The organism is Arachidicoccus sp. BS20, from assembly GCF_001659705.1.
In the GTDB taxonomy this organism is placed as follows: domain Bacteria; phylum Bacteroidota; class Bacteroidia; order Chitinophagales; family Chitinophagaceae; genus Arachidicoccus.
Map to the genome: position 1 here is coordinate 1359749 of NZ_CP015971.1, position 17737 is coordinate 1377485.

Sequence of the window (17737 nt, forward strand, 5' to 3'; positions counted from 1 at the left end):
AATTATTTATAAGTTTGCCAGCCCGGGTTTTGTGTCAGACGGTTGTCGCGTCTCAACTCTTCAATCTCAATCGGCCAAAAATACATTTTGTCGGCAAAGGTGCTTTGAAGGGCAAAAGCCGCCACCGGCTGATGGAATAAATCTCTTTGATCCTGGGTCATCAAAACGTTATAGCCGTAAATAGGACGAACCAATTCAGTGGAAGCGTCTTCCCATCTGCGTAAATCGTAATAACGCTCCTGCTCTCCCATCAATTCGATCTGGCGTTCACGCTTAATGGCTTTTCGCAATTGCGTATTGCTTGCATATACGGCATCGGAAAAATCGGGCAGTCCCGCCCTGATTCTGACCGGTCTGATTCCTTTTTGCATTTCCGGAACATTTCTTGAAATGGAATATGTCTGAGAGCTGTCCCAGCTTGGTATATTGTATGAACCGGTTAATTCATTTAATGCCTCGGCATATTCCAGCAATATATCCGCATAGCGGATTGCAGGCTCATATTTCGGAACGACTTTATTCAAATCCCCGTTTTCATACGTATCCTGCGGGTTTACATATTTCATAATGCCGATACCGGTTCTCAGCCAGAACATGGTATTGGTATAACCGTTCCCCGAACCGCGATAATAAAATACCTGCTTTTCCCTGTTGTATTCCTGCGATTCATTAGTGAGATGCCACACGCTGCCGTTATACGCTACCGAAGCATAAAATCTCGGCTCCCTGTTGGCAAACTGTAAAGAGACGCCGGCTGCCAGCGGTTTATATTTCCCGGCAGCGACATCCTCGTCGGTCACGAAACCACTAACTCTTTGACTGCCGTTCCCTTCTCCGTACTCCATATCTTTACCGGGCGCATCGGAGCCGTCGTTCATATAATACGCGTCGCACTGTTTCAGCGTCATGCCGTGTGTATTCCAGCCGGAAGCTATGCGCGGTAACTGGTGCACAACCATAACATTAATACCTTCGCTGGATTGATTTTGTCCCCGCGTAAAAATCAGTTCCGGGTTTTCTGCGGCGGACAACTCTCCGTCAAACAACCTGCGGTAAGATTCAAACGGGTCTATGTTTGCCCAGCCGTCGGGCCACGGTTTATCCGAATATTCGGCATTATACGGCGGCGCTATTGTCGCAGGGTGCGTTATGGTACCCGAACTGGTGTATGGCGCCACAAATAAGGAATAAACACCTAACTGCATCACATCCTTTGCCGCCGCGGCAGCTCTTGCCCACTTTTGTTCATCATAGGTAAGTGAAAGCAAAGGATTGCCTTTATCATCGACCAGCCTTGTTTTAAAATCTGCACTCACTTTACCGCCGTTCATTAAGGGACTGGCTGCATATAAAAATACTTTTGCGCGTGTTGCCAACGCCGCTCCCCGCGTTGGTCTGGCGATAGCCAATTGCCCGCGGCTTTGGGGCAGGTCTTTGGCTGCAAGCACCATTTCTTTGCCGATATATTCCGCACATTCCTCGTATGTGCTTCTTGGAAAAGCGAGCTCATCATAGCTTTTCGTGTAATCGGCGCCTTCGTCGGGAATAATCGGTACAGGACCGTATTTTCTCAACAGAAGCCAGTAATAGTATGCGCGTACAAACCGTGCCTGCGCCTTATAGTCCGCTTTTTGCTCATCATCTATTACTGTGGACCCGTCAATATTCTGTATAAATATGGAGGCGCTTCTGATACCTTCATAACACAGATTCCAGGAATTGACCTCGCCTTCATGATAGCCGCCGAGGCTGAACCTGTTATAAGATAAAGAACCGGCATTCGTAGGGTCATAGTCCACATCTCTGTCGCCGTAATAAATATCGTCGGCAAAGTTGAACGGTTCAAACCCTTTACTTGCCACATCGGCATTTACGCCGGTAAGGTAGGAATAGGAATTGGCTAACCATTCTTCGATGTAATCTACATTATTAAATGATTTGTCTAAATCCAGCCGGTCTTTAAAATACTGATCGGACTTAAGATATTTTTTGCAAGAAATGAATAGCGTTGCCATCATAATAAAAATGGATACGGCTGTTATTTTTTTCATCTGTTTATATTTATTTCTTTTTAATTGCCACATGGAATGCCAATCGTCATCACTTTGTGTATGCCAAAGGTTTATGGGCATTTCATCTGTCTGTTTTTTTATTATTATAAACCGATTGTCAGCCCTAAAGTAACTGACTTAGCCAAAGGATAGGTTTCTCCTCTCGGATCTGCCGTTTCCGGATCCCACAATTTGAAAGGCGCCCAGGTCAATAAATTAGTGCCTATACAATAGATACGAATACTGTTCACATGAATTTTATTGAGCATTTCTTTAGGCAGCGTATAGCCGAGTTCCAAATGTTTGAGCCTTAAGTATTCGCCGTTGCGCAGCCAGTAAGTGGAATTACGATAGTTATTGGCATTTCCGTTATAACTTAACCTTGGATACGGAGCATCCGGGTTTTCTGTTGCCGGGTCTCCGGAAATATCCGCCGATATCCATCTGTGTTCAACCATGCCTTGAAGTATATTGCCCCATTCGCCTTCGCTGAATGCATACACGGTTTTTCCGTAGATAAAAAAACTGGATTTACCGGCGCCCTGAAACAATACGTCCACATCAAATCCTTTCCAGCTGACCGAAGCGCCCACGCCGTACACTAAATTCGGCGTACTGGTTGAACCGACGGCAACAATATCGTCATCATTGATGACCCCGTCGCCGTTGACGTCTTTATATTTAATATCGCCGGGCTGGTAATCGCCGTATGTCTGCGTCGGGCTGTTGCGAATGTCATTATAATCTTTAAACAGTCCCAGTGCAATCAAGCCTCTGGTCTGATTAACGCGGTAACCTTTTTGCAACTGGTAAGGATATACGCTTTCTTCCTCATCCCTGTCCAGTACTTCATTTTTGCTTAAGGTTATATTGCCGCGCATGGTTACGTTTACTTTGTTGAACTGGTGCTTTACCGTAAAATTACCGTCGATACCTTTGGAGCGGACGGCGCCAACATTGGCACTCGGCGCGCTTGTCAAGCCAATGTAATTAGGCAGGAAATTTCTTTGCATATAAATGCCGGTGCGCTCTTCTTTAAAGGCGTCGAGCGTCATGGAGAAGTTATCGTGCCAGAGCGACAGGTCTAATCCTAGATCTTGCTTTTTTGCTATTTCCCACGTAACATACGGCGAAGCAACCTGTGAGTATCCTAATCCCCCGTAGTTTTTATCAAGTCCGAATTCTGCCCATTGATAACCGCCTAACCCTTCGGCTATAGTATATAAATACGGGAACCTGTTGTCATCTCCCAGATTATCATTGCCGACCCTGCCCCAGGAGTAACGGACTTTAAATAAATTGATCCATTTGAAATTATTCTTTATAAAATCTTCTTCGGCAATATTCCATGCACCGGAAACGGCGGGGAAGAAACCGAACTGATGCCCGGGCGCAAAGTTTTCCGAACCGGTGTATCCGAAATTAAAATCCGCATAATACCGGCTTTTCCAGTTGTAATACACATGCCCTGCAAGCCCCTGGTTTTTCTTGGGAACGCCTTTTTTAAGGTCATCCCCTATGTTTTGGGTAAATGTGCTGCTTTCCTGGTTATACCGTACATCGACGCCGATATTATGATATTTTATAGCATGGCTGTAATTCAGCATCGCAATAAGAAACTCCCTGCGGCTGCCGTCAGAACTGCTTGCCTGTGTGAGTGGGCTAGGGTCGGACCATTGTTTAAAAATAAGATTGCCGTCCGCATCACGTAATCGTTCCGCTTGCCATTGTTCGGGCCATTTATGGCGTTCTATGGTGGTGGTATTATAGGTATCGTATCCGAAACTTCCTTCAAACTTTAATCCTTTAAGCAGAAAGTCAAAATCCTGGTCCAGCGTTACATTGGTCTGAATATTGTTGTCCCATGTTTCATTAAACCCGGTCTGGGTTGCGGCTACCCAGGGGTTCGTTTGATTACCCGTGCCTACCGCCGGCACATATCCGTTTGAATAATAGATCGGCGTGCGAATAGGCGTATAGCCAAACAATTCTCCCCAAACGTCGTTATCGCCCAGTCCCGGGCTGTTTCTCTTGATTAAGGAACCTGCAGCGCCCAATTTTAATATGGTCGTTTTAGTTACATTCACATCGGTGTTTAACCGGTATGTCCATTTTTGGTAATCGGCATTGGTATTATAATCCTTTTTTATTGCATCGTCCGTTTTATACATACCTTCTTCATCTAAGTAACTGCCCGAGACATAATAACGAGCCGTAGTACCGCCTCCGCTGAAACTGAGATTCGCGTTTTTGGTCATTGCCCCGTCTTTCAATATCTTTTTAGACCAGTCCACATTGGGATACAAATCCGGGTCAAGCCCTAATCGTAGTATTTCCAGCTCAACCGGGCTGTAAATGGCAGGCTTATCCCGTGTTATCTGCGCTTCATTGAGTAGATTGGCATAGGTATTCCCATCCACAAATTTTGGCGTAATGGTACGGGTATTATAAGCGGCTTCGGCTTTGGCGTTGATATTGGTTTTACCGATAGTTCCGTGTTTCGTGGTTATCAGGATTACGCCGTTTGCGCCCTTAGCGCCGTACATTGCCGTGGCAGAGGCGTCTTTGAGTACCGTAAAGGTCTTAATATCATCGATATTTACTTCATTGATATCCCTTTCAAATCCGTCCACCAGCACCAGCGCGCTGCTGCTGGCGCCGAAAGTGGCTATGCCTCTGACCCAAAAGTTGGATATGTCTTTTCCCGGCTGCCCGGAAGTCTGCATCGCCAGAATACCCGGCACATTTCCGGCTAATGTATTGACGATACTCGCCGTGGCGGCTGATTTCCGTAGTTCGTCCATATCTACCGATGTAACGGCTCCGGTAACATTAATTTTTTTCTGGGCGGTATATCCGGTAACGACCACCTCGTCTATAGCCTTCGCTTCTGATTTTTTCATCAATACGTTCACGGTATCTTTATCTTTTACCAGTACTTCTACGGTATCGTAACCGATATAGGAAAATAATAACTTACGATAAGCTTCTACCTTTATGGTATATAAACCTTCTTTTGTAGAGAACGTACCTAATCCGGCAGAATTGATTACGGAAATACTTACCCCTGACAAAGGCTCTCCGGTTTCTCTGTCGGTAATTTTTCCCGTAACGGTCATCCGGTCTTGGGAAAAAGCAGTTATACAGGTAAATAATAGCAAGCAACAGGTAAAAGCATTCCTTATTAACGCTTTCTTCATGGCAATAATATTTTAGTTTTCTAATGAAATTTTTCGGATACAATGATTGTCGCAATCGCCTACATAAAACACCTGGTTTGTCGAGTCATAAGCTAAACCTCTCGGTGTGAAAAATCTTGCCTCCGTACGAAGCCCGCCGTCAACCAAGCCTTTCGTATCATTATCAAGGCTTGGGCTGCCCCTGCCGGCAAAAGTGGTAACTTTTCCTTCGGGCGTGAGGATACGGATATCATTATTGCTTTGCTCGGTAAAGTAAAAATCGTACTCATCCTTCTTGCCCGCATAATCGGGATTTTTGACAAATACGCCCTGATAGGGACCGGCCAATCTTGCCGATGTGCCTACGCCGTCCACCCAGGCATTACCTGCCCTCGCCTCGCCGCAAACCACGTAGGGTTGCAGAAAGGTTTTGCTGTTCCAGTCATAATCGGTTCTTAATATATAGTTCTGATTAATGACTACGATGTAGGCGTAATCGCCGGTGGGTGCAATGTCGATTTGAAACTCCCACCCATTATCCTGAATCAAGTATAACAGTTGGTAATCTTTGATACCCAAATCATGGTTTTCAAAATAGCGGTTCAAGTCAAACCGGTAAAACTGCCCCTTTTCAAAACTGTTAAAATACAATTCTCCGTTTACGGGGTGCACAGATGCGCCGTTGCATTGCCTATATGAGGTAAGTACCTGGGGGTCTTTAAAATTATTTGCCCGGGACAATATAGAAGTGCTTATGCCATTCACATCTCCCTGGTCATTGGCAATAATCATGTAGTTTTTATCCAGCGTAAAAGCGATGGTTCTGATACGACTCCAGCCGCCCATGCCTCTTGTAATGGGCGTGGTTACGGTACTGTCTTTGAAATTCAGCAGCCTTATGTCGCTGCCGTCCTGCCCCATATATAATAAATTGGGGTTCTTAGGATCGAAAGTCAGCCAAGTAGGATTTTGGAAGCCGCCGCAATCGGCAAAAGTGCCGTCCTTTATATCGTAATTGCCTCTTTCATCCTTTTTACCCGCCAGCGTAGTTACCACCATTCTTCGCTGGTAATCGAATGCTTCATTTGCCATGGCAGTCTGCTGATTGGTTTCCTCTCCAACATTCACTTCTATTTCTCCCGTGTATCCTTTGTTGGGGACCAAACAGTATATCGCATCGTCATGCACCGTAATTACCGTAGCGTCCACGCCGCCTATTTTGACAGAAACGATGGACTTGTCGTCGCCGAAATTTTTCCCGTAAATGACCAACTGCTGCCCGCTGCCGCCCGTTTTCGGGAAGAAATCCGATACCACGACTTCTTCCGACGGGTTGTATGCTTGAGAATCGTCGGTAGCTGTTGAGCCTTTTTTACAACTTATAAAACCGGTAGTCAGCAAGAGGAGTAAAACACACAGATGAGACATCCATATTCTTTTTATACAATTCATAGTTTAACCTTAAAAAATGTACAATGATTAATTTTTTTTATTTTCCGGCACTCCGGTTTTTTATTATTAGAATAGTCATAAACAATACTCATACACAAACTCTCGTTAGTACTTTAAAATTTTTAACAAAATTGCATTGTTTAAAAACTAACGAATAGTCATTTTTGTTCAAATTTTAGCATATTTGATTCATTTCATTAACTTTTTAAAAACAATTATTATTTTGATTGCCCATGTTACATTTATGCATACATTTAAAAACAGAATGAACGGTAGTATGTTTTCATATTCAAAAAAGACATCCATATATTCTTATTTTTTGAGAACGAAAAAATTGATAAGCTCCGCTGTGTTTCCGGGAAAAAAGTATAACCGGGTTGTACCGGGATTAAGGATAATCCTAAACCTGTGTTTTGTTTTTTCTGTTCTCACAAGCACAGGGCAACAGGAAAACTTCCGCCATTATGAAGTGGAAGCCGGGCTGTCCAATAATTCCGTCATCTGCTCCCTTCAGGATTATCAGGGTTTTCTGTGGTTTGGCACGTCGGACGGACTGAACCGTTTTGACGGCAATGTTTTTAAAATTTTCCGTCCCAATGCGCATACGCCGTTTTCCATAGGCAGCCAGGCTATCACGTGCCTATTTCAGGACAGGCAGCAAAGGCTTTGGGTCGGCACCGCAAAAGGGCTTTATCTCTATGATGCCCGCTATGAACGTTTTATAGGCTTACCTTTTACAAAAGGAAAATATATACGTACCGTACATGACGATGCACTCGGCAGGCTGTGGTTTGCAGATGCGGGCAATTTATTCCGGATATCACTTCCTTCGCTTTATTCCCCTTTGGGAGAAGCTTTTGCGCTCAATTATTTTCCCGATAAATCGGTTCATACGGTTTCCCTCGACGGTCAATACAGCATTACCTGTTTTGCGGAAGCAAAGAACCATGATATCTGGATGGGCACTGAACAAGGTTCGTTGCTGGTATTGCATCCCGGTTCGGATAAAATAATTTCATACAGTTTTCCGGCATTGAAAAAAAACGCGGTGGAAACACTTCTGGCTACGGACGACAACCGGTTATTAATCGGCTGTTCCCGCGCCGGATTGCTGTGCATGAACCTCCAATCGCATACCATTACAGATTCGTTTTTAAAAAGTAAAAAGGACGGGGATGAAATTTTTGTGAGAAATATTCTTCATTACCGGGACAATGAATACTGGATTGCAACAGAAGCCGGCTTATTCACAATAGTTCTGAATAAAGATACCGTTCCTTCCATAACCGTAAAATCTCATTTACAGAAAAATTATACAAATCCTTTCGCGCTTTCGGATAATGCGTTGTACACGCTGTGCAAGGACAAAGAGGGCGGCGTATGGATAGGAAGCTACTTTGGCGGCATCAACTACCTTCCTTACCGGACTTTCCGGTTTGAAAGATTTTTCCCTCAGTCCCGCCGGGCTTCATTCACAGGAAATGTTGTCCGGGAAATCGCCGGAGATTCTTTGGGCAATTTCTGGATAGGAACGGAAGACGCAGGGTTAAATAAAATTAATTTCAGCACCATGCAGTTTAAGCATATTTTAGTGAAGCAACCGGACGGAGCAAGTCATTCCAATATACACGGGCTGCTTGTAGACGGCGCTAAAATATATGCAGGCACGTTCAACCACGGCATGGATGTTTTGGATATTTCGGGAAAACTGCTGCATAATTACCAAGCCGGCGCTGCAAGCAATCAACTGAAAAGTAATTTTATCAATGCCATCTGGAAAACCAAATCGGGGAAGATACTGGTTTGCACCTCTGTGGGACTTTATTATTTCTATCCGCAAAGCGGCACATTTGAAAACATTAAAGAATTGCCCTTAGAAGAATTTTACTCGGCAATTACCGAAGACCATGCCGGCAACGTCTGGATAGGCACGCACACAAGAGGCGTGTATTTTTTGGAGAACGGCAGCTGGCAGCGGCTGTCCGTTTATGCTCATTCCAATAAAAAAATGAACCTGCTGCGCACTACGCGCATTCTTTATTTAAAAGAAGACAAAGCAAACAGAATGTGGATTGCCACCGAAAACGGATTATTCAGAATAACGAATAAAAAAACAGTCAAAATTTTTAACGACGAAAACGGGCTTCCAAGTAATATCATATATGCCTTAATGCCCGACAGCCTCAACAATATGTGGCTTTCCACCTCTAACGGGCTTGTAAAAATTAATGCTTCCAATGACAATATCCGGGTATATGATAAGAATGACGGGCTTCTGAGCAATCAGTTCAACTATCAGTCAGTTTATCTGGATAACGAGGGACTCATGTACTTCGGCAGCGTAAAAGGATTAATCCGCTTCAACCCATACCAGGCAAATCCAAGCCATTACACGCCGCCGCTGTATTTTACCGATTTACATACTTATAATCGGCAAACATCCGCCGGTTCGTCCAATTTAGGGCAGAACAAGTCTTTGTTGTTTGCCAAACAGGTAACCTTAAATCACTTGCAATCGACTTTCAGTTTAAACTTTGCGGCATTAAGCTACAGCGCTCCCACGCATTTACAATTCTCCTATAAAATCGATGAAGTGCGACCCGACTGGACAACCATTCAGAATAATACTCCGGGCATTTATTTTACCGATTTAGCGCCGGGCAGCTATACATTGCGTATCCGTTCTACCAACAGCAGCGGCAATTGGGTCAACAATGAAAAGGTATTGTCCGTCAAAATTTTACCGCCATTCTGGAAGTCCGGACTCGCTTATGTAATTTATGCAATTGTTCTCTGCCTGCTAATCGGCACAGCCATCTTAATGTACACCCGTTACCATTCTCACAAAAATCAACGGGAAGTGGCTTTATATAAATTACAACACGAAAAAGAATTATACCGGTCTAAAATCGATTTTTTTACACATATAGCGCATGAAATACGCACCCCGCTTACCTTAATCAAAGGTCCTGTAGATAAAATACTTGAGTCCAAAAAACATTTCCCGCATCTGGAAAGCTATCTCGACCTTATGGAACGCAATACAAAACGGCTGCTCGTACTCACACAGGATTTACTTGACTTCAGAAAAATCGAAACGGATATGATTAAACTGGAATTAACCCCATTGGAAATATCTCAATGGTTAAATTCCTTCGTTGAACCGTATCAATTGGTAGCGGAACAAAAGCATATCAGTCTTATATATCAAAAGCCGGCGGAAGACATTTTTGCCGCCGTGGACGAAACCGCCTTAGCCAAAATAATCAACAATTTACTGGACAATGCACTGAAATACGCAGAATCTATCATCATTATCAGCCTGTCCCTGATGCCTGATAACAAAGCATTTGTCGTTCAAATCGACAACGACGGTTTACTTATACCGCCGGAATTTCATAAAAAAATATTTGAACCCTTTTTCCGGTGGAATAAAAAAAGACAGGTTAAAGGCTCCGGAATCGGGCTGTCCGTTTCCCACTCGCTTACCCAAATGCATGGCGGCACATTAATCTACTCAAATGCAGAAGAAAAATATAACCGTTTTCAATTAATATTACCTTTGGATGCGCATGCTTACAAAGTGGAACTGGCGGATGAGCGGCTTTGAAGTTACTTATTACAATAACCCATTCTTATGATGAATTAAATTTACACTGCAATGCTTACTAATATTGAAAAAAAGATGCCCGCCATATTATTGGTGGATGACCATGAAGATATTTTGTTCTTCCTGTCGGCTTTGTTTAAAAACAACTACCGTACGCTTACGGCTATGGACGGCAAAGAAGCCTGCGCCATACTGGAAAACCAATATGTCCATCTGGTTATCAGCGATGTAATGATGCCCGATATGGATGGCTTTGAACTCTGTTCATGGATAAAGAACCGACCCGATTTCGCCCATATACCCGTTATCCTGTTAACGGCGAAAGATACTTTTCAGTCAAAAATAGACGGACTGAAAAAAGGTGCAGATGTATATATTGAAAAACCTTTCTCTACCGAGCACCTGGAAGTACAGGTTGAAAACCTTCTTCAAAACAGGTTTTTAATCAAAGAATTTTACACCAGCTCGCCTATGTCTCATATTTACTCACCGGACATCAACAAAAGCAACGAGCAGTTTCTGGAAGAAATACAAAATGTAATTTTTGAACATCTGAATAACCTCGACTTTGACGTAAACCAGCTGGCGGATTTACTCCACATGAGCCGACCGACTTTGTATAGAAAAATTAAATCGGTATTTCAAATGGCACCCAACGAATTGATTCACCAGATTCGGTTAAACAAAGCTGCGGAATTAATTGCCGGCGGGCAAATGCGCATCAGCGAAGTTGCCGGGCAGGTCGGGTATAATTCATTGAGCCAGTTCGGTCGCCATTTTTTAAAACAGTTCAGTATGACGCCTACGGAATATAAAGAAAAAGTAAAATCATTCACAGCTGCGCTTCCTTGTCCGTACTGATTGAAAACCATCTTATAAACTTTTCTTCGCTGCGGGAAACAGCAACATGAGCGCGGGAATACCCGAAGCATCATAACAGGAAACGTTGGAAGCCGGCGCTTTGGTATAATCTTTTCCGGTAAGATTGCGGCTGTCGCGATGGCTCCATCCGGCATCAATGGTATGTTGTACCCACTTCAGGAACTGTGTCTGGTGGCAGTCATAAACCAGCAGATGCATGTACTGTGCAAAAATAGCGGTATAAATGCCTTGCTCTTCTCCGTCTTTATAAGGGAATATATAATTCGGCGCAGACATTACCTTCATTGCGTAATCCGCAGCCAGCACGGCATTGTCCAGGTAGGATTGCCTGCCCGTGGCTTTATACAGCAGGCAGGATGCTCCTATAAACGCGCCCTGGTTGTACATGGTAGCATTCCAGTCCACACCATTTCCATGGCGGCTGTCGGCAACGTTTCCTGTTTTTTTATTGAACAGGTTATTTACGCCCCACTCGTAAATTTCCTTCGCATTTTTAAGGTAGGTATTACGGCTGTGCCATCTCGGGTAATCAGGGTCGCCGTTAAACCCTGTTTTATCATCGGTTTTATGTTGTTTATCTGAGGGCGATATATTGTTATAAAGCGTAACTGCCGCTACAACCACAGGAAAATTAATACAGGACATTTTGCCGATATCGCTATTGTCCGGCGGGTTATTCCTGTTCCATTGCCAGAACATTCCGCCATTTACTTTGTCATAAGACCCCCTGTCTTTTAAAATATAAGAACCGTGCCATACACGACAGAAACTTTGGTCGGCAAGCGCCAGATATTTGGCATCTTTGAAAATACCGTATGCACGTGCAAAAGAACCTGTCCACCACATAATATCGTCGTATATGAACCATCCGTTTTGGGTGTCCTGGTTGTTCCAGTCAAACCCCGCATAGTGGACGCTGTCTCCCCGGAATATCTGATTTACCAGACTTTTATACTTTGCCTGCCTGTCTGCATCATTTTCCTTAACGGCAAGTTTATAAGCATTCATTGCCATATCCCAATATGTTGCCTGTGTCCATATAGCTCCTAAAGAAGCCCTGGTATGAGCGCCGTCTTCCGTATCCGTATTCACTTTGTAAACATGGGTTTGCTTATCAAACAAATATCGGTTGAAAGCATCGTATGCTGTCCATGTATCCGTGTTGGTATAGGAAGGAACTTTCTCATTTTTACTATCGGATTTATTTTGCGCAGTTGTACAGAGACATACGAGTACAAAATATATTACTGCCACGTATTGTTTCATTCGCATTATATTTTGATAAACTGGTTAAATATTTGGATAAAAAAAGCAATTCAAAACTTGTAATTCAGCATTACCAATCGATAAGTTATCAATGGTGAATTACCCCCTGCGAAATTAACAAAAAACGAATTAGAAAATTGTACTTTGCCATTTACCCGATAACAGACAGAAATACAGAAAGGCAATATCAGCGTTTAGCGCCTTCACGAATTACTCTTAAGGATTTGAAACTCCGGTATTATCAGCCTTACGCGGAGAAGGTTTCAAAGAGAAGCTTCAAATAAAAAAGCGATGAACGTTCATCGCTTTTTTATAATACTGTTTCCGCTTAAATACGGCAATCTGTCTGCATCTCTGCGGCAGACTTATCTTAGAACCTTTCCAGTGAAGAGAAGAAAAAGTTTCCTTCGATAATAGCATTTTCGTCGCTGTCGCTGCCGTGTACGGCATTCTCTCCGATAGACGATGCGAACTGCTTACGGATAGTACCTTCTGCAGCTTCTGCAGGATTGGTAGCGCCAATCAACGCTCTGAAATCTGCAACGGCATTTTCTTTTTCAAGTATTGCCGCAACAATTTGTCCGCTGCTCATAAAATCCACCAGCTCGCCGTAAAACGGACGCTCCTTGTGAACCGCGTAAAATGCACCGGCTTGTTCTTTAGTCAGTTTTGTCCACTTCATCGCTTTGATAGCAAAGCCGCCTTTGATAATCTGGTCGATGATTGCGCCGGTGTAACCTTTGGAGGTTGCATCAGGCTTAATCATGGTAAAAGTAATATTGCTCATATATCTGTTTAATTGCGCGCAAAAGTAGGAATTTATTTATGATTTTGGGCATTGCCGTATTGTTAAATCGAAGAATTGATAAATTGTTTTCTCTCATTTTCAAATTTTCAAATCATTTCATTTTCAAATTGTAGAATTACATTTGCAACCTATGAATTCTATTGAAACATTTTATCCTTTATTAGGCAAGCAAAGCAAAGTCGTCATTACCATGCACCAAAAGCCCGACGGCGATGCCATGGGTTCTGCGCTTGGGTTGTATCATTTTCTTATCCGGTTCGAACATGAAGTTACCGTCATCTCCCCTACCAACTGGGCGAACTTCTTAAACTGGATGCCTTGTGTTGAGAAAGTTCATAATTATGAAAATTGTTCCGCCAATGCAGACAAAATGATTGAGGCAGCCGATTGGATTTTTTGCCTGGACTTTAATGTGCTGCACCGCACCAAATCAATGGAACAATCGTTGCTGAAAGCAAAAGCCGTGAAAATTTTAATAGACCACCACGAGCAGCCGCAGACAGAAGTTTTTGACTATGGCATCAGTTTGACAAGCAAAAGTTCTACCTGCGAAATGATATATGATTTTATCGTAGGCTCCGGCAATCGCGACAAAATCAATCTCGACATTGCTACTTGTCTGTACACAGGCTTGATGACGGACACAGGCTCTTTCCGCTTTCCAAGCACAACGGCTTCGGTGCATCTGGCGGTGGCTTATTTTAAAGAGATAGGTCTGAATCATTCCATTATCCACGAAAAAATATACGATGTCAATACCGAAGACCGCCTGCATTTGCTGGGCAATTCTTTAGCCAAAAGAATGGAAGTCTTTTACGAATACAACGCCGCGTTAATGGCAATCACAAAAGCCGATTTGCTGAAATTCAGTGCTAAAACCGGCGATACGGAAGGGCTGGTAAATTATCTTTTGTCCATCGAAGGCATTAAATTCGGCGCGCTGGTAATCGACAGGGATGAAGAACGCAAATGGAGTTTCCGCAGCAAAGGCAGTTTTGATGTGAATGAATTTGCACGAAAACATTTCAACGGCGGCGGACATAAAAATGCAGCAGGCGGGCACTCAAAAGACTCCCTGGAAGAAACCGTGAGAAAATTTAAAGAGATTTTATTAGATTATGCAGAAACTTTGCGTTAACATTGCCCACAAATTTTTAATTAAAAAATAATCGAATACAAAAGATGAGAAAACTATTATGCGCATCGGCAGGGCTTTCATTGCTTGCGCTTGCATCCTGTAATCTGAATTACAGCACTACAAAATCCGGTATAAAATATAAGATATTTTCCGGCAAGGCTGCCGGAGCGGAACACAAAGGCGATTCCATCACTGTGGGCGACATTGTAAAATTTAATATCAAAGTTACCATTCCTGAACAGGATACAACCCTGGCGGATTTTTACGGCAAAATGCCGCAATACGCACCATTGGACACCGGCGCAAGAGCTAAAATGTCCATCATGGAAATTATGCCGAAAATGCAATCGGGAGACAGCGCTGTTGCTATGTTGAGCATGGACAGCATCATTGCCAAAAACCCAATGGGCTTACCACCCTTTATTAAAAAGGGACAACATATCAAATATACCATCAGCATACTTAATGTGTTCAAAAACGACTCCATTGCGAGACTTGACGTAAACAAAGAACGCGACAAAGAACAGGCGCGCGAAAAGGTAGAACTGGACGCAGCGGGCACAGCTTTGGATAAATATATTACAGACAACAACATCAAGGCGACCAAGACCAAAAACGGCGTATATGTAGTATTGGATACACCCGGCGACATTAGCCTGAAAGCCGATTCGGGAATGCAGGCAACCGTAAATTATACAGGAAGAGTTGTTGGCGGCACAAAGCCGTTTGATTCTAATGTTGATACGACTTTCCACCATGCAAAACCGCTCGAAGTAGTTGTGGATTCACACCAGACAATTCCGGGCTGGGACGAAGCATTACCTTACTTTGGCAAGGGTGCGAAAGGAAAAATCTACATTCCTGCAAAACTGGCTTACGGCGCACAGCAAGCCGGACCCGACATCAAGCCGTACAGCAACCTTGTGTTTGACATTGAGGTAACGGATGTAAAGAAACCCGAAGCGCCGAAAACTCCGGCAATGACTCCTGAAATGCAAAAACAATTGCAGGAAAAATTGCAACACGCAATGCCTGCACATAAATAAATCTTGTTTAACCGGTTTACAAAGCGATGAAATGTTGCAAAACGTTCATCGCTTTTTTATTTTATGGCTTTAGCCATTTAAAATATGAACTACATAGATACATAGAATTAAAATTTCTAAAAGGTTAGATATGTTTGCTATTCAAACACGCAGCAAATCATAGCATTTTCATCTTCGATGAACATCTTTGTGAGACTTTTCATTTTTTAGCATAACGGTTATACCGAAGAAATATCCAAAGCCTTTTTGAAACAACCTTTTGCATGCTTCCGTTTTCAACAAAACCTGTGTACCTGTGTGGTTAAATTTTTATTCTATTACATAAAAATCTAAACGGTTTTATTTTTGCAGTATGAACAATACAAAAGATTTATATCAACAATACGTTGAGCGCGCGCAGAAAATTGCCGATTTGAATTATGCCGCAGCCGTCCTCGACTGGGACCGGGAAACTTATATGCCCGTAAAAGGCGCAGCCGCAAGAGCAAGACAGTTAGCGACTTTACGCGGAATGGCGCATCAGCTTTTTACAGAAAAATCTTACGGCGATTTGTTGCAAAACCTGCTGGACAAAAGCGATGAACTTTCCGGAAAAGAGAAGCAGAATATTATTTTATCAAAAGAAGATTTTGATAAGCAAACGAAATTGCCGTCGGCATTTGTTCACGAGTTAAGCGAAACGATTTCCCGCGCCTACCAATCGTGGATGGATGCAAGAAAGCAAAATAATTTTACTGTTTTTGAACCTGCATTAAACAAGCTTGTTTCTTTGAAACAACAGGAAGCTGATTTGCTCGGTTACTCAGCACATCCGTATGATGCGCTGCTGAAAGATTATGAAAAAAGCGCCTCGGTAAAAATGCTCGACGAACTCTTTGAAAGTATGACAAAGCCTTTGCAGGATTTACTTTCCAAAGTTTTAGCAAAGCAAAATGCAGATGCCGGTTTTCTGCACCGGCATTATCCAAAAGACACGCAATGGAATTGGGGAATGTACCTGATTAAAGAATTAGGCTTTGATTTTGAAGCCGGCAGGCAGGACATTTCCGAGCATCCTTTTACCACCAATTTTTCTTCGCAGGATGTACGCGTAACCACAAGAATTGACGAACAGGATTTTGCAAACATGACGTGGAGTTGTATTCACGAAGCAGGACACGCGTTGTACGAGCAAGGCTTGCCGAATGCTGATTACGGCTTGCCTTCCGGCGAATTTGCATCGCTCAGCATTCACGAGTCTCAGAGCCGTTTTTGGGAAAACTGTGTCGGTCGAAGTCTCCCGTTTTGGCAATACTATTTTCCTAAACTGCAATCCTGTTTTCCTGCGCAGTTACAAGATATTTCTTTGGAAAAATTTTACGGCGCCATCAACAAAGTGCAGCCCTCTTTAATCAGAACCGAGTCAGATGAACTGACGTATCATTTCCACGTCAGGATTCGTTACATCATGGACAAAGAATTAATCGGCGGAAATCTTTCAACAAAAAATGTTCGTGAAAGATGGAATGAATTATATAAAGAAAATCTTGGTATCGAAGTTCCCGACGATAACCGCGGCAGCTTGCAGGATGTTCACTGGAGCCATGGAAGTTTCGGTTATTTTCCCACATACAGTCTGGGCAGCTTTTATGCGGCGCAGTTTTGGGCAAAACTGAAAGAAGAAAACCCATCGGCAGAAAAAGAAATTTCCGAAGGAAACGTAACAAACATTTTAAGCTGGCTGAGAAAAAATATACACACAAAAGGCCGCACAGGCGGCGACAGCGAAGCGCTATGCAAAAGCATTACCGGAAAGCCGCTGCAAACGGTTGCATTTCTTGAATATTTAACGCAGAAATTATTGTAAAAGTATTAGCTTTGTAATATCAGTATGGAGATTCCGATGAAGAGACATCTACATTTTATTTATAAACACCTTCTTTCATTTGCAGCCGTTGCAGCATTTTGCCTTGCAATTTCCGGCGGCGCGAAAGCCGGTACTGTACGGTCTTTCAAAGATTCCCTGTTGTTTTCCGACACTTTTGGGCATCCTTTGACAGGAACAAAACTTGTTACGTGCTATCCCAATCCTGCAACGTCTTATATCAATTTCAAATTTGACAAAACAATTCCGGCTTCATCCAGGTTGCTTATATACAGTTTTAGCGGCAGAAAGATGGATGAACTAAACGTAAAAGATAACCTTATAAAAATATCATTGGACAATTATTTCAGAGGCTTATACATATATCAGCTTCGGGATACCGCAGGCAATATTATTGAAAGCGGCAGGTTCCAAGTGAAAAACTAATGAATCTAATTAACC

At 43.0% G+C, this 17737-nt stretch carries 11 protein-coding genes; 6 read left to right on the plus strand and 5 right to left on the minus strand.

The genetic code is table 11. The features are described from left to right. Window positions 1-2: 2 nt before the first annotated feature. The 3 genes from A9P82_RS06050 to A9P82_RS06060 form a co-directional block, all read right to left on the minus strand. Window positions 3-2051 carry a RagB/SusD family nutrient uptake outer membrane protein gene (locus A9P82_RS06050; protein WP_066209645.1) on the minus strand — a complete coding sequence of 683 codons (2049 nt, stop codon included), beginning with the start codon at window positions 2049-2051 and terminating at the stop codon, window positions 3-5. Window positions 2052-2155: 104 nt separating this feature from the next. Beyond that, on the minus strand, window positions 2156-5251 hold the full coding sequence (locus A9P82_RS06055; protein ID WP_066205394.1) for a SusC/RagA family TonB-linked outer membrane protein: 3096 nt from the start codon (window positions 5249-5251) through the stop codon (window positions 2156-2158). Window positions 5252-5263: 12 nt separating this feature from the next. Then, a complete protein-coding gene (locus tag A9P82_RS06060) occupies window positions 5264-6658 on the minus strand; it encodes an IPT/TIG domain-containing protein (RefSeq protein ID WP_231891214.1) in 1395 nt (464 codons plus the stop codon). Window positions 6659-7001: 343 nt separating this feature from the next. Here A9P82_RS06060 and A9P82_RS06065 point away from each other — a divergent pair, with 343 nt between their 5' ends. Both A9P82_RS06065 and A9P82_RS06070 read left to right on the plus strand, forming a co-directional pair. Continuing rightward, window positions 7002-10292, plus strand: a complete 3291-nt coding sequence (locus tag A9P82_RS06065; protein ID WP_197492254.1) for a ligand-binding sensor domain-containing protein — start codon at window positions 7002-7004, stop codon at window positions 10290-10292. Window positions 10293-10343: 51 nt separating this feature from the next. After that, on the plus strand, window positions 10344-11153 hold the full coding sequence (locus A9P82_RS06070; RefSeq protein ID WP_066205405.1) for a response regulator transcription factor: 810 nt from the start codon (window positions 10344-10346) through the stop codon (window positions 11151-11153). Window positions 11154-11165: 12 nt separating this feature from the next. On the opposite strand, the gene A9P82_RS06075 is transcribed toward A9P82_RS06070, so the two are convergent. Together A9P82_RS06075 and A9P82_RS06080 are read right to left on the minus strand one after the other, a co-directional pair. Continuing rightward, window positions 11166-12440: a glycoside hydrolase family 76 protein gene (locus A9P82_RS06075; RefSeq protein WP_066209647.1), complete on the minus strand. Its 1275-nt coding sequence runs from the start codon at window positions 12438-12440 to the stop codon at window positions 11166-11168. A 370-nt stretch (window positions 12441-12810) separates the two neighbouring features. Further along, window positions 12811-13227 carry a nucleoside-diphosphate kinase gene (locus A9P82_RS06080; RefSeq protein WP_066205406.1) on the minus strand — a complete coding sequence of 139 codons (417 nt, stop codon included), beginning with the start codon at window positions 13225-13227 and terminating at the stop codon, window positions 12811-12813. A 151-nt stretch (window positions 13228-13378) separates the two neighbouring features. Here A9P82_RS06080 and A9P82_RS06085 point away from each other — a divergent pair, with 151 nt between their 5' ends. The 4 genes from A9P82_RS06085 to A9P82_RS06100 all read left to right on the plus strand — a co-directional run bounded on the left by A9P82_RS06085 (window position 13379) and on the right by A9P82_RS06100 (window position 17722). Beyond that, entirely contained in the window at window positions 13379-14386 is a 1008-nt protein-coding gene (locus A9P82_RS06085) for a DHH family phosphoesterase (protein WP_066205407.1), read from the plus strand. Window positions 14387-14430: 44 nt separating this feature from the next. Beyond that, a complete protein-coding gene (locus A9P82_RS06090) occupies window positions 14431-15432 on the plus strand; it encodes an FKBP-type peptidyl-prolyl cis-trans isomerase (protein WP_066205409.1) in 1002 nt (333 codons plus the stop codon). 352 nt (window positions 15433-15784) lie between these two features. Further along, window positions 15785-17278, plus strand: coding sequence for a carboxypeptidase M32 (locus A9P82_RS06095; RefSeq protein WP_066205410.1), 1494 nt, complete (start codon window positions 15785-15787; stop codon window positions 17276-17278). A gap of 36 nt (window positions 17279-17314) precedes the next feature. Next, complete coding sequence (locus A9P82_RS06100) at window positions 17315-17722, plus strand: T9SS type A sorting domain-containing protein (RefSeq protein WP_197492255.1); 408 nt, start codon at window positions 17315-17317, stop codon at window positions 17720-17722. Window positions 17723-17737 lie beyond the last annotated feature (15 nt).